This window comes from Desulfobulbaceae bacterium DB1 (assembly GCA_001914235.1).
GTDB lineage: Bacteria > Desulfobacterota > Desulfobulbia > Desulfobulbales > SURF-16 > DB1.
The window spans coordinates 115964-128979 of the sequence record MQUF01000008.1 but is presented as its reverse complement, the minus strand read 5'-3'; the positions used below and the strand labels follow the sequence as shown (position 1 = coordinate 128979).

General features: G+C 55.3%; 11 protein-coding genes. 4 read left to right on the top strand and 7 right to left on the bottom strand.

What is annotated here, in order from left to right; all coding sequences use genetic code 11:
- Window positions 1-205: 205 nt before the first annotated feature.
- Entirely contained in the window at window positions 206-1738 is a 1533-nt protein-coding gene (locus BM485_09690) for an ATP-dependent RNA helicase RhlB (GenBank protein OKY75238.1), read from the top strand.
- 46 nt (window positions 1739-1784) lie between these two features.
- On the opposite strand, the gene BM485_09685 is transcribed toward BM485_09690, so the two are convergent.
- Genes BM485_09685 through BM485_09675 form a run of 3 tightly spaced genes read right to left on the bottom strand, consistent with a single transcriptional unit; the run spans window position 1785 to window position 2807 of the window.
- Window positions 1785-2168 (bottom strand): hypothetical protein, encoded by a 384-nt coding sequence (locus BM485_09685; GenBank protein OKY75237.1) that lies wholly within the window; start codon window positions 2166-2168, stop codon window positions 1785-1787.
- Window positions 2169-2201: 33 nt separating this feature from the next.
- Complete coding sequence (locus tag BM485_09680; GenBank protein ID OKY75236.1) at window positions 2202-2429, bottom strand: hypothetical protein; 228 nt, start codon at window positions 2427-2429, stop codon at window positions 2202-2204.
- 3 nt (window positions 2430-2432) lie between these two features.
- Window positions 2433-2807, bottom strand: coding sequence for a hypothetical protein (locus BM485_09675; GenBank protein OKY75235.1), 375 nt, complete (start codon window positions 2805-2807; stop codon window positions 2433-2435).
- On the opposite strand from BM485_09675, the gene BM485_09670 reads away from it, so the two are divergent.
- Window positions 2806-3192, top strand: a complete 387-nt coding sequence (locus BM485_09670) for a hypothetical protein (GenBank protein OKY75234.1) — start codon at window positions 2806-2808, stop codon at window positions 3190-3192. The genes BM485_09675 and BM485_09670 overlap by 2 nt on opposite strands.
- On the opposite strand, the gene BM485_09665 is transcribed toward BM485_09670, so the two are convergent.
- From BM485_09665 to BM485_09650, 4 genes are all read right to left on the bottom strand, one after another.
- Window positions 3173-4594 carry a hypothetical protein gene (locus BM485_09665; protein ID OKY75233.1) on the bottom strand — a complete coding sequence of 474 codons (1422 nt, stop codon included), beginning with the start codon at window positions 4592-4594 and terminating at the stop codon, window positions 3173-3175. The two genes, BM485_09670 and BM485_09665, sit on opposite strands and share 20 nt — an antisense overlap.
- 32 nt (window positions 4595-4626) lie before the next feature.
- The gene (locus BM485_09660; GenBank protein OKY75232.1) at window positions 4627-6438 is read right to left on the bottom strand and encodes a hypothetical protein; all 1812 of its coding nucleotides are present in this window, start codon (window positions 6436-6438) and stop codon (window positions 4627-4629) included.
- A 74-nt stretch (window positions 6439-6512) separates the two neighbouring features.
- On the bottom strand, window positions 6513-8189 hold the full coding sequence (locus BM485_09655; protein ID OKY75231.1) for a hypothetical protein: 1677 nt from the start codon (window positions 8187-8189) through the stop codon (window positions 6513-6515).
- Window positions 8186-9184: a hypothetical protein gene (locus BM485_09650; protein OKY75230.1), complete on the bottom strand. Its 999-nt coding sequence runs from the start codon at window positions 9182-9184 to the stop codon at window positions 8186-8188. Before BM485_09650 ends, BM485_09655 begins: the two co-directional genes overlap by 4 nt.
- Window positions 9185-9280: 96 nt before the next feature.
- On the opposite strand from BM485_09650, the gene BM485_09645 reads away from it, so the two are divergent.
- Window positions 9281-11266: a hypothetical protein gene (locus BM485_09645; GenBank protein ID OKY75229.1), complete on the top strand. Its 1986-nt coding sequence runs from the start codon at window positions 9281-9283 to the stop codon at window positions 11264-11266.
- A gap of 310 nt (window positions 11267-11576) precedes the next feature.
- Entirely contained in the window at window positions 11577-13007 is a 1431-nt protein-coding gene (locus BM485_09640) for a putative geopeptide radical SAM maturase (GenBank protein OKY75228.1), read from the top strand.
- Window positions 13008-13016: the final 9 nt, after the last annotated feature.

Here is a 13016-nt window from a genome sequence, read left to right as displayed (position 1 = left end):
CCTCTCCCTGGATGCGCATCTGCATGGGGCCGACGGTTTCGCCGCGCCAGGCAAATATCCGCGTCATCATGATATTTTTTTGACTTTTACCGGACTTTTCAGTAACCTTTTGTGGTCAACATAACATATTAATATTGAAGAAAATTTGTAATCATGGACAGTGAGCGCTCCTTGGGCGTTCAACAGCGGATTTGAAGGATTAAAAATGGTGCAAGCAAAGAGACAAAGAAGAAAGACCGGCAAAACATTCACTTCGCAACAGACAACATATGTCGTCACAGGGGCGGTGTTCGGTCTCGACGTGGTGAAGCTGGGCAAAACCGCGTCCGTTGTCGTTGCATCCGAACCTGTCGTCCTGGGAAAAGCACCGGAAATCATGGAGGCGACGGCAACCCCGGAAGCGGCGAAACCGGTCGTCGAGTCATTGCCCTGGGATCCGGCAAGCTTTGATGTACCGCCGGTTGAAGACCGGGTGCGTTTTCAGGATTTCGATATTGCCGATTCGCTGCTGCACGGCATTGCCGATCTTTCCTTCCGTTACTGCACCCCCATCCAGGCCGCCGTCCTCAAGCACACCTTAAGCGGCGGTGACGCCACCGGCAGGGCCCAGACCGGAACGGGCAAAACCGCCGCGTTTCTCATCACCGCCATCACCAGGCTGTTGAACATTCCGCGCCAGGGAAAGAAACACGCCAGCCCCCGCGCCCTGATCATTGCCCCCACCCGGGAGCTTGTTCTGCAGATAGCGGAGGATTGCGAATCCCTTTGCCGCTATACCGGCCTTGTCGTGGTTCCCGTCTATGGCGGCATGGATTACCAAAAGCAGCTTGCCAGCATCTCCGGTAAACAGGTGGATATCGTGGTGGCGACACCGGGACGGCTGCTCGACTTTCAACGCAAGCAGGAAATTCATCTCGGCCAGGTGGAAATTTTCGTCATTGACGAGGCGGACCGCATGCTGGACATGGGATTTATTCCCGACGTACGGCACATCGTCTACAGTCTGCCGCCCAAAGGCAACCGGCAGACACTGCTGTTCAGCGCCACCCTCACCCCGGAGGTACATAACCTTTCCGCCCAGTGGACGAAAGAGCCGGTAATCGTGGAGATTGAACCGGACCAGGTCACCGTTGACTCGGTTGAGGAAATCGTTTACATGGTCGCGGCCAACGACCGCTATGCCCTGCTCTACAACATCATCACCCGGCAGAATATCGACCGGGCCATTATCTTCGGCAACCGCAGGGATGAAACAAGAAAACTGACCGACATGCTGCTGCGTTGCAAGATTAAATGCGATCTCCTGTCCGGCGACGTGGCTCAAAAGAAACGGATGCAGACCCTGGATGATTTCAAGTCAGGCAAGATCCAGATACTGGTGGCCACCGACGTGGCCGGTCGCGGCATCCATGTTGAAGGGGTCAGCCATGTGTTCAATTTCACCCTGCCCTATGAAGCGGAGGATTACGTCCACCGCATCGGCCGCACCGGCCGGGCGGGGAAAACCGGCATCTCCATCAGTTTCGCCACGGAGGAGGATTCCTTCTACATCCCTGATATCGAGGCATATATCGGCCACAAGCTTGAATGCACGCTGCCGGATCCGGAGTGGCTGAAATTGCCCGATTCAATCGATCTGGAAAAGCTGAATACCCCATCCCGCCGTCCGGCAGCCGCGAATAAAAGCCATCGTCCCTCCAAGGGGAGAGGTCGAAGCGGTCCGCCGCGGAAAAGGTGATTTTGGAAAAACGGCTTGAAAGGAAGTGCGGAAGGGAAGAACGAAATTACTTTGCCAGGGGCAGAAGCAGGTCAACCAATTTCTCAAAATCAACCGGCTTGGCGATGCAGCCATCCATGCCGGCCTCGTTGCACTGTCCGGCAAAATTTTGAAAACTGCAGCCGGAAACGGCAAAAATGGGGGTGTAGCGACGCCCCTGCTCTTTTTCCCGCCGGCGGATGACGCGGGTAGCCTCAAAGCCGTCAATCTCAGGCATTTTGATATCCATCAGGATGCCGGCATATTCACCCAGTTCCCATTTTTCAATCGCTTCCCGGCCATTCGTGGCCTCATCCACCAGCAAATCGTGAACCTTGAAAAACTCCTTGAGATAAAAACGTATGAGATTCTCGTCGTCAACAACGAGAAATTTTTTCGGTGTAGGGGTCACTCCACTTTCTCCATTCCGGCACAAACAGCCGATTTATTCCGATGACGTCGCACGGATGAATTCCTCACAAAAAAACGTTGCTATCCCTGAGACAGCGTGCGGAATAAAAAGATCTCTTTGATTTTCATGTTTCCCGCCCTGGGAAAAAGGAATTTTATGAAATCGCTCATTGTGATCAGCAAATGCATACGAGTTAAAGATACTATCTTCGGGAAATTCTTCAAGAATTTTCATGAAAAAGTTGGCGATGTTTTTTTGCACGGCTTACCCGGCCAACGGCTTGACTATTTCAAGCAATTCATTGATCGCTACCGGTTTGGCGATAAAGCCGTCCATACCGGCCATTTTGCATCTTTGTTCGGGATCATCGAACGTGCAGCCGGAAACGGCATAAATCGGCGTATAGGCACGGTTTTCAACCTTTTCCCGGGCGCGGATGATGCCGGCTGCCTGCAGCCCGTCCATGACCGGCATCTCAATATCCATCAGAATGGCCAGAAATTCTTCGTGTTCCCACTTTTCAATCGCTTCCCTGCCGTTCCGCGCTTCTTCACAGCGTAAGTCAAAATGGAGGAAAAGATCCTTGAGAAAGCCGCGGACTATGGATTGATCATCGACTATTAAAAATCGTTTTTTCATGGTTTTTCGGTTCCCGGATTCTGGAAAGCGGCAAGGCCTTGTCTTGACCCGAAAACAACCTTTGCGCAAAGGTTTGCCTATTCCCTTTGGATCATTGAAAAAATCGTGCCAAGCGCAGCTAAAAAATCAGCGTATTGAGAAAACGGCCGGATCAGGCAAAGGGGCAATGGGGCAAGAAACGATCAGGGCCACAAAAGTTGCCGGCCGGTGCCCGGGAGGGGCGCATTATTTCCTGACAAATTTTGCATCCAGCCCGCCGGAAACGACGAATCGGTGCTTCAGGCAAGGAAAAGACGGCCCGGCAGGAAAAGCGTTGCCCGCAGATTTTCCTGCCGGGGTTAACAAAGTGGGTTCGGGTCATCTTTTCACCGTGTGGTGCCGTTAATGTCTTTGTTGCGGATGAACTGACTGAGGGACTGGCGGGTCAGCCCGATAAGCCTGGCGGCAAGGCTGACATTGCCGTTGCTGCGCTTGAGCGCCTCTTCGGCCAGCCGGCGGCGGACATCCTTCATGGAAGGCAGCTCCGGCCCGAAACTCCCCCTGCCGGCGGCGGGCGCCGGCAGGGTGCCCTGCTGCGGCTTCATGCCCATCAGCCCGGCAAAGGCGTCAAGACCCAGGACATATCCCTGCTGACGGCTTACCGCGTCGTAAATCATGGCCTTGAGCTCTCGGATATTGCCGGGAAAGGAATAATTCTCCAGAAGCGCATAGAGCTCCCGGGGCACGACAAGCTTGCTCTTGCCGAACTCCCTGGCGGCCTGGCCGACGAAATGAGGGACCAGCAGGGGAAGATCGTCGAAACGATGGCGCAGGGGCGGCAGATGAACATGGTGGGCATTCAGCCGGAAGTAGAGATCCCGGCGAAAGGTACCGTCCGCCAGCAACTCGGCGAAATCACGGTTGGTGGCGACGATTATGCGCGCATCGCTGGTCTGCGGGGTGTCCGACCCCAGGGGGTAGTATTCCTTTTCCTGCAGCAGACGCAGCAGCTTCACCTGACAACGGGGACTCAAGTCGCCTATTTCATCAAGAAACAGGGTGCCGGCGGCAGCCTTCCTTATCGCGCCCTCACGGACCGCGTTTGCCCCGGTAAAAGCGCCTCGCGTGTGGCCGAACAGGGTGTCGGCGAAAATATCATCATCAAGGCCGGCCGCGTTCACCGCGACAAAACGGCCCTTTCTGCCGCCGGCCCGATGAACGGCCAGGGCGGCAAGCTCCTTGCCGACGCCGGTTTCTCCGCTTATCAGCACCGGCTGACCGCTGGGGGCAATCTGCTCCATGTAGGCGAAAAGTTTCAGCATTTCATGATTCTCGGCAAGGCTGTCCTGGAAGAACTCACAATGCGCGGGCCGCGTCTTCTGATCCTTGCTGCGCAGGGCCTCGTTTTCCCGGCGCAGTTCCATCACCTGCAGGGCCGCGCCCACCGAGGCGAGCAGCCTGCTTCCTTCAAGAGGCTTGGCGATGTAATCAAACGCCCCTTTTTTCATGCAGTCCACCACCATATCGATGGAGTCATTGGCTGTGGCCATGATGACCGGCAGATGGGGAAAAAGGGCGACTATCTCCTCCAGCAGTTCATCGCCGCCCAGTTTCGGCATGGTGATGTCAAGCAGCACCAGGGAGCCGTTTTTTTCCTTGAGCAGATCGATCACCCTGGTACTGTCGCATTCCGCGATGATGTTGTTGTAGCCGCCGTTTATGCCGAGAATACGGGCAATCGCCCTGGCGACATTCTCGTCGTCATCAACGACAATGATGGGCAGATCCGGCTGCAGTGCGTTTTCCATGCGAATTCATCCTTTGCAACAGGCAATTTTCTTTATGAGATACAATCTTCCCATGCCACCGGAATGACCACCCGGAACGTGGCGCCCTCCCCTTCACTGCTTTCAATCTCCAGATGGAAATTCAACTCCCGGATAATCCCCAGGGTGACGGACAGGCCGAGCCCGGTGCCTTCACCCACCTCCTTGGTGGTGAAAAACGGCTCAAGGCAACGTTTTTTTGTTTCAGGATTCATGCCGATACCACTATCCGTTACCTGAAAAACAATGACCTGGTTGGAGGTCTGCTCATGTTTTTTGAAGTTCAGGCACTTCATGCCCTCGCTGCTCAGGGTTTCATAGCCCAGGGAAACGGTGATGGCCTTCGCCGCATCCGGCGTCTTTTCCCCTTGTTTATTGACGGCGTAACAGGCATTGGAAAGAAAATTCACCACGATCTGCTCGAACTTCTGCCCGTCTGTTTTCACCAGCGGCAGATCCGCGCTGATTTTTTCCTCGTAGGCAATGCCGTGCATGCGGAACTGCTCGCGGAAAAAGGTCAACGCCTCCCGCAGGGGGCCTGTCAGGGAAATTTTCCGCCATTCGCCGGACGTGGCGCGGGAAAAAGAGCGCATACTGTTGATGATATTGGTGATTTTTTTGACATGAACCCGCATCTCTTCCGCCGCTTCCGCCGCCGGACAACGGGGATCATGCCGGTCAAAGTAGCTTTTGCATGTTTCGGCGCCGAGATTGATGACGGTCAACGGCTGGTGGATTTCATGGCCGATGCCCGATGCCATTTCCCCCAGGGCGGTCAATCTGCCGGCGTGGGCAAGCTGGGCCTGTTGGGCGGCCAGGTTTTTTTCCGAATTTTCCCGGGCAATGGCCGTGCCGATAAGATTTGCCGCCGTCTGCAAGGCGTCGACTTCAGGCGTCGGCCATTGCCGATTCCGGGTACAGTCCTCGAAACCGATAACGCCCCAGACAAAATCACCGGCAATGATCGGCGCCAGGGTAATGGAGCGAATATTGTAGCGGCGGAGAAAATCCTGCTCACTTGCGGGAAATGAATCCGTATCGCCGCAAACAATCTCTCCCTTGGAAAACAAGGAGAGCCAGCGGGAATATCCGAGTTTTTCATAGGAGAGTCGGGCGGGAAACCTTTCCCGCAGAAGATCCGGATTCACCCCCTCTTCGGCGGTCCAGACATATTCCGGACGGGCCACGGTGTCGCCGGCGGCATCAACATGGTGGCTGACGATCTGGATACGACTGAGGCCCATGACAAGCCCCATTCTCCCCGTCAATCCTTCGATATAAAGCCGCCAGTCCCGGTTAAGCAGCAGGGAACGGGCCATGTTGTTGACGGCGGCAAGGACCATGTCCCGCCGCAGGAGCATGGCCTCAATCTTTTTCCTCTTGACGATATCTTCCTCCAGGGTCCGGTTTTTTTCCTCCAGTGCACCGAGCAACCGCCTGTTTTCCGTTTGCAGATAATGGGTGTTGACCGCTTTTTCGAGCAGGTTGATCAGTTCCTGCTCTTCCCATGGCTTGACGATGTAATGATAAATCCGCCCCTTGTTGATGGAATCGATAATGTCCGCCACATCGGTATACGCAGTGAGGATGATGCGCACCACGTCCGGATTAAGCACCCTGATGCGGCTCAAGAGCTCCACCCCGGTTATGCCGGGCATGCGCTGATCGGCAACCACCACGGCAATATCCGGATTTTTGTCGAAGAGCGCCAGCGCCTCTTCCCCGGACAGGGCGGTCAGTACCTGATAATGCCCCCTGAATGCCGCGGAAAAATTAAAGAGATTCGGCTTCTCGTCATCCACGTAAAGAATTTTCTGTTTTTCCAAGATGTTTCCTCTTCCTGTTGCAACGATACGATGAAAAAAGCAGTTCTACCTATAAAAATCAAATTCCGCAATTATCATGCGGGCCGGACGTCCTCAGGTTTTCTCGGCAAGATCACCTCAAAGACGGTGCCGCTCCCTTTTTCCGTTTCCACCCTGATATCACCGCCGTGCTGGCGTACAATGGCATAGGAGATACCCAAACCAAGCCCCGTTCCCTTGCCGATTTCCTTGGTGGTGTAAAACGGCTCGAAAATACGCGGCAGAACGGCGGCATCGATGCCGCTGCCCGTGTCCCGGAAGCTGATGTAAACATTCGTGTCATCCTGCCGGGTGGTAACGGTGAGCGTTCCCCGACCCTCCATGGACTGCAAGGCGTTGGTGCCGATGTTGACGAAGACCTGGCTTAATCTGCCGGGCAGGCAGCGCAGCGGGGAGATTTCGCCATAACGGCGGATGATCTCCACCCGGCCGTGGTTGCCGCCGTCAACCAGCGCCAGGGAGGAGTCAAGCACGGGATGGATATCAAGTTCGATCAATGTTTCATTTTCCTTGCGGGAGAACAGCTTCAGATCATTGATAATCCGCGTCAGACGCTGCGCCCCTTGCTCGATATTGGCGGTGAGTCCGTTTACCAGATCATAAGGATCATCCGCCCCGGAGTCGGCGGGCCGGCCGGACTGATCGGGCTGTCGCTGCAACTCCGCCAGACAGCGCTTCAGCGAGGGAACCGCGCCGGAGATGAAATTGACACCGTTGTTCATCTCATGGGCGATGCCCGCCACCAGTTGACCGATGGCCGCCATTTTTTCCTGCTGGAGCAGTTGATCCTGGGCCAGGCGCAGCTCGTCAAGGGCCGTTTCAAGCTGAATTTTGCCTTCATGCAGTTCGCGATTGGCGTCAAACAGCTCCCTGGTGCGGAGCGACACCTTTTCCTCCAGTTCCTCTTTCATGGCGTTGATCTCGCGAAAGGCATTTTCCAGATCATTGAGCATGCCGCCGTAGGTGGCGGTGAGCAGGCTCAAATCATCCCGGCCGCCCCCTTCCCCCGCCCGCTCCCTGACCCGCAGCAACAGGCTGTTCAGCGGCTCGCTCATCTTTCTGACCACCAAAAAAAGCGAAACCAGGCCGGCGGAGAGAAAAAAGAAAAAGGCAAAGCCGATGGCAAAATACATCCGGCCCAGGGAGCGATTGAATTCCGTTTTTGACAGGGCCACCCCCACATAACCGATGAGTTCCGAGGCAAGCGGATCACCTCCCTCATCAACCAGGAAAGGATCGGTACTCATACCGATTTCCGTCAGTCGAACCGGCGCCCAGAAAAGAAAAAAATCCTCCGACTCCTCCTGCAGGAAATCCCTGCCGTGCAATTCCTGAAAAACGGCGGACAACTGTTCCGGCCTTTTCCGGATCAGCGGGTATCCGTCCTTGGTCCTCTGCTTTTTGTAGAGTATATCTCCGTTCACAGTGAAAATATGCACCTCCAGCACCTCATTCTCACTAAAAAGCGATTCAACCGGCATAATGCACCCGTCTTCATCTTCGGCGAAAACCGCAAGCTGCACGTTCTGGGCGAGCATGGAAACAACGGTCCGGCCGAGCCTGCTCATATTCTCCTTATAACCATTGCGCTGAAAGCGGATCATGTACCAGGTGAAAAAAACGGCGAGCAGGATCATTGCCGCCATCATGGCAATGGTTATCCTGGCGATGAAACTTTCCCTCATTCGGCAAAGGACGGGTCTGGCTTTCATGGGGCGGTTTCCCGGACGGTTATATTCATTTTGCGGAGAATCGTTTCATTCACCAGGGTTTTCACCCGGACGGCATTTTTTGCGCCGATGGCGGCGGCCGCTTCCCCGCGTAAAACACGGGCGGCGATTTCAGCCGCCTCCTCGCCCATGGTCTCCACATCAAAGGTGACGATCAGGGCCGCGCCCGGTTTGAGATGTTTCTCGGAAAAGGAAAGAAGCGGCATTCTGTGTTCAAAGGAAAAGCGCAGGAACGACGGCAAGGAGCGGGGGGTGAGCACGGTCAGATCAGGCAGCAGCCAAAGCAGATCAACCCGGTCCCGGAGCGTATGAAGAAGATTTATCACCTCTTTTTCATCCGTGGCCGGAAGAGCGACGAAGTCGAGATCCCCACGAACAGCGCGGGCCTCGTCGAGCAGGGCCCGGCTGCGGGCCGGGTCATAGACCAGCCCCACCCGTTTCACCCCCGGCAGCAATCGACTCATCGCATCAAGCTGGATTTTCGGGGGAATCATGAGATTGATGCCGATGATGTCGGTCCGGTCGCCGATGATTTTTTCCGGGGCAAAGACCAGCAGGTAGATAATCGGCACATCGGCAACACGGCGGGCGGCGGTCAGCGCCCTTGGCCCCAGGGCCAGGATCAGATCGGGGCGTTGGGCGGCAATCCGTGCACCGGAAGAGTCTTCCGGCTCGTCTTCCGCGATGACGATTTCATGAAACGAATGCGGCTCAATGGATTTGACCCCCACGGCGGGCAGGATCCGCGGCAGTTGCCGGCTGAAGGCCTGCCCGGCGAGACGCGCCGGCAGGCCGGCGTCGCCCGTCACCACGGCAATATCATAGCCCGGGGCCGCGCGGGCGACGGCAAGGAGCAGCAATATGGCGAGGAAAAAGGGTTTCCGCATGGCCTGTGAATCAAAAAAATGAATAAAAAAGGATGAGTGTGCGGAAAAAATTATACATTTTTCGTGCCATGTTTTGGTAAGAAATTTCACCTTTCCCGGAAAAATGAATACAAATTCATTGCCGTTGGGTTGATTTTAACATAAAGTAACCTCGCTTTGTGACACTTTTGTAAAACTGGGACGGAAATGAAATTCGTTTTCCGGCATGAAAATAGAACTCGTAAAAAGTCTATTTTTTTTACCGCGGAGCACACGGAGATCACAGAGAAATATTTTTATTACAATTCGTTGGCCCGGTGGCCTCTGTGCGCTCCGTGGGAAGTTTTTTGTTTTTACGAGACCGTCATGAAAAAAACGGGAGAGAAAAAAATGAAGAAACGATTTGCCGTTACGGCGTTCTCGGCCCTGATGCTAGTGAACTGCCCTGCGCCGCTGTCGGCCCAGCCGCCGGATGAAAGCCGCGAGCTGTCCGGCCTCTATTTCGACCAGGGGGAAACGGTGCAAACCGCCACCCGCGCTCCCAAGCCGCTGAGCGAGGTGGCGGAAAACGTCAGCATCATCACCGCGGAAGAGATCGAGCGGATGAACGCCCACAACGTGGCTGAGGTGCTGAACCGGGTAAATGGCCTTTATGTCCAGTTCAATGGCCGGGATTTCAACGGATTGGATGCCTTATTCATCCATGATTCTGATTATGAACACGTCCTGGTGTTGGTTGACGGCATTCGCTGGAATTTTGATAACGACGGAATGACGGTGACCAATTCCATTCCGGTGGAGATCATTGAACGGATCGAGGTGCTCAAGGGGCCCGGTTCCTCCACCTGGGGCTCGTCGCTCGGCGGGGTAATCAATATCATCACCAAACCAACCGGAAATACAAGCCGCCCCAGCGGCACCCTGTACGGCTCCTATGGCGAGAACGGCAGCCGGCATTATTCCGGTACGCTCGGCGGCAAGGCGGGCATGGCCGGTTATTTTTTCAGCGTGGCAAACCAGAATTCCGACGGCATCATTTTGAACCGAAAATATGACGATGAAAGCGTGTACGGCAAAATCGACTTCAGCCTGCCCCACTCCACCACTCTGACCCTGACCGCCGGGCAATCGAATCCGGACTCCAACTTGGGAGATATTTTCGGCAACTACAGTATCTACCATCGCGATTTCTGGGGCTCAGCCGCGCTTGATTCGGCCCTTACCAAAAATCTCTCTCTTCACGTCGACGGCTTTCGTAAAAAACAGGATTTCATGTATCCACCTTTTACTGATTACTACGATGCCGAGACAACGGGAATGTCCTCCCGCGTGACGGCGCGGGCCGCCAATCATACCATTGTCATGGGCGCGGAAATCGACCGGGTTGAGTCGGCAAGTTCCGATGCGGCAATAGATGGCGGTCGTGAAGAAACATGGGGCCTTTATATGAATGACACCTTTACCGCCGGCCGTTTTGCCGTGACGCCGGGAATGCGTTATGACCATCTTTCCCTCACCGCCACCTCAGGCATCCTTTCCCCCAGCCTGGGAATGACCTGGCGATATTCCGACTCCACCCTTTTCAGGGCGCTTGCCGCACGAGGCTTCAGAAAACCTTATCAGACCATCGGCATCTCCACCGTAGATCCGGAAAAGGTCGACTCCTACCAGGCCGGATTTGAAACCACTGCTTTACCCTCCCTGCGGCTCAAGGGCACTCTGTTTCAACACAACATCAGGGATGGATGGGAATATGTCGGCAGCACAGCGTACAATGCCGGCAAAATCAGACGTTACGGCTATGAACTGGAAGCGGCGACCGATCCCTTTTATTTTTTCTCCCTGGATGCCGGTTTCACCTACACCTATATCGACTACCGCGACAACACGGGCAGAAACAACGATGACACCTATTCCCTTAAGCTGGGACTGCTGTACGACAACCCGCAACTCTTCACCGCCGAACTTTTCGGCGGCTACCAGTGGCTCAATGAAGACAGAATCTTTTCGGCATACAAAGACGGGGTCATGATCTGGGATTTCAATATCATGAAAAAATTTCAGATCTGTCCGAATACGCAAATGGATGTTTTCATGACCGCCCACAATCTGTTCAACGGCGCTGATTACTGGACCCAATTTTACCCCAATCCCGGTCGATGGATGGAGGCGGGGGTACGGATTCATTTTTAACCGCTTCCCGACTCCGAAGTTCGCGACGTTTTTAGTTGCGCATGCGGATGAAACGCACGATAACCCGGTGGCATGATGCACCCGATGTTCATTTAATTGGACTTTCCCTTTACGGTGTGCCAGGATAAAAATGTAACATAAAACTGTTACATTTTTATCCATCACTCAAACAGGAGGGAACAATGAAAGTCAAAAAAATCGTGGTGCTGGTCCCGGCCCGGGACCTGAAAAAACAGGCCAACGCCATGGCCTGCTGCAAAACCGGCCCTGCTCCACTAAATGCCGAAGAGTAATCAACAAGGGGAGCTTTTTGCTGCTCCCCCCCCATTTTCTTGCCGCGAATATTTTCCTTTCTTCACACATACCTCGCATGCAGCTTTCCCATTACGCCCTCATCTTCCCCTGGCCGAACGACCCGGACCTCCGCCTGCTCTTTTCCACCCGCACCGGCGCCAGTGCCCTGGTGCCGCTGGAGATCCTTGCCGGTATGGAAAGCGGCGCACTTGATGCCGAATCAACCGCCACGCTGACGGAGCTCGGCCTGGTCGTCCCGGACCGGCACGCGGAAAAGGCGGCGGTGCTGAACCTGCCGGCTGAACTGAACCGGCTGCGCAGGGTGATGAAGGTGTCAATCGTCGTCACCATGGAGTGCAACTTCCGTTGCCGCTACTGCTACGAGGGCAGCCGCAAGGGAAAACAGCGGATGAGCGAGGTCACGGCGAAGCGGCTGGTGGAGTATATCAAAGAACGGTTCACCCCGGAGACGACCAGGCTCACCCTGGATTTCTACGGCGGCGAACCCCTGCTTGCCGTGGCCATGATCAAAAAGATCGCCGCCCCGCTCAAGGAATATATGGAACAGCGCGGCGCGGAATTTGAAATCACCCTGGTGACCAACGGTTCGCTGCTTACCCGCGAAAACGTCGAGGCGCTGCTGCCGGTGGGGCTCTCCAGGGCCAAGGTGACCATCGACGGACCGCCGCGGGTGCACAACGCCTTTCGTCCTTTCAAGAACGGCGGGCCGACATTTGACCGCATCGTCGACAATATCCGCCAATGCGCGGAGCTTGTCCGGATTGCGGTGAACGGCAACTTCACCCGGGACACCTACCGCGAGTTTCCCGAACTTTTTACCCATCTTGCCCAGGCGGCACTGACCCCGGAAAAAATCAGCCAAATTTCCTTTGCCCCGGTACTGCATGTCGGCGGTCCGCACGCCACCGATTTTTGCGGCGGCTGCGTTTCCTCCGGCGAAAAATGGCTGGCCCGGGCCGCGACCTGTCTTGACCGGGAGATCGCCGGCCACGGCTTTCCGCCCGCAACCGGCGCTTTTTCCCCGTCACTCTGCATGGTGGACGTGGACAACAGCTTTGTCGTGCATTATGACGGCGGGATTTACCAGTGCGTGGCCATGGTCGGCAACAGTGAGTTCCGCTGCGGCGACATCTTCACCGGCATGACCGATTACCGGGAGCAGTATCATGTCGGCCATTGGCAAAAGGAGGAAACGTGCCGGGAGTGCGTTTACCTGCCGCTTTGCTTCGGCGGCTGCCGCTTCATGGCCCGGCAGCGCGACGGCGACATGGGCCGGGTGGAGTGCATGCAGGGTTTTTATGACGCGGTGCTTGCGGATCTTGTGGGGCAAGACTCGTTTGGCGCGCACGCGGTTGAAACATCACGATACCCCCGCGAAAAAATCCATTTCAGCGGCGATATCATGCAAAAGACAGGCTGTGGGTGATAACCCGGG

Coding starts and splice junctions, on each gene's coding strand:
- BM485_09690 (OKY75238.1), top strand. CDS start 206: ATGGTGCAAGCAAAGAGACAAAGAAGAAAGACCGGCAAAACATTCACT.
- BM485_09670 (OKY75234.1), top strand. CDS start 2,806: ATGGTTTTTCGGTTCCCGGATTCTGGAAAGCGGCAAGGCCTTGTCTTG.
- BM485_09675 (OKY75235.1), bottom strand. CDS start 2,807: ATGAAAAAACGATTTTTAATAGTCGATGATCAATCCATAGTCCGCGGC.
- BM485_09665 (OKY75233.1), bottom strand. CDS start 4,594: ATGGAAAACGCACTGCAGCCGGATCTGCCCATCATTGTCGTTGATGAC.
- BM485_09655 (OKY75231.1), bottom strand. CDS start 8,189: ATGAAAGCCAGACCCGTCCTTTGCCGAATGAGGGAAAGTTTCATCGCC.
- BM485_09645 (OKY75229.1), top strand. CDS start 9,281: ATGAAATTCGTTTTCCGGCATGAAAATAGAACTCGTAAAAAGTCTATT.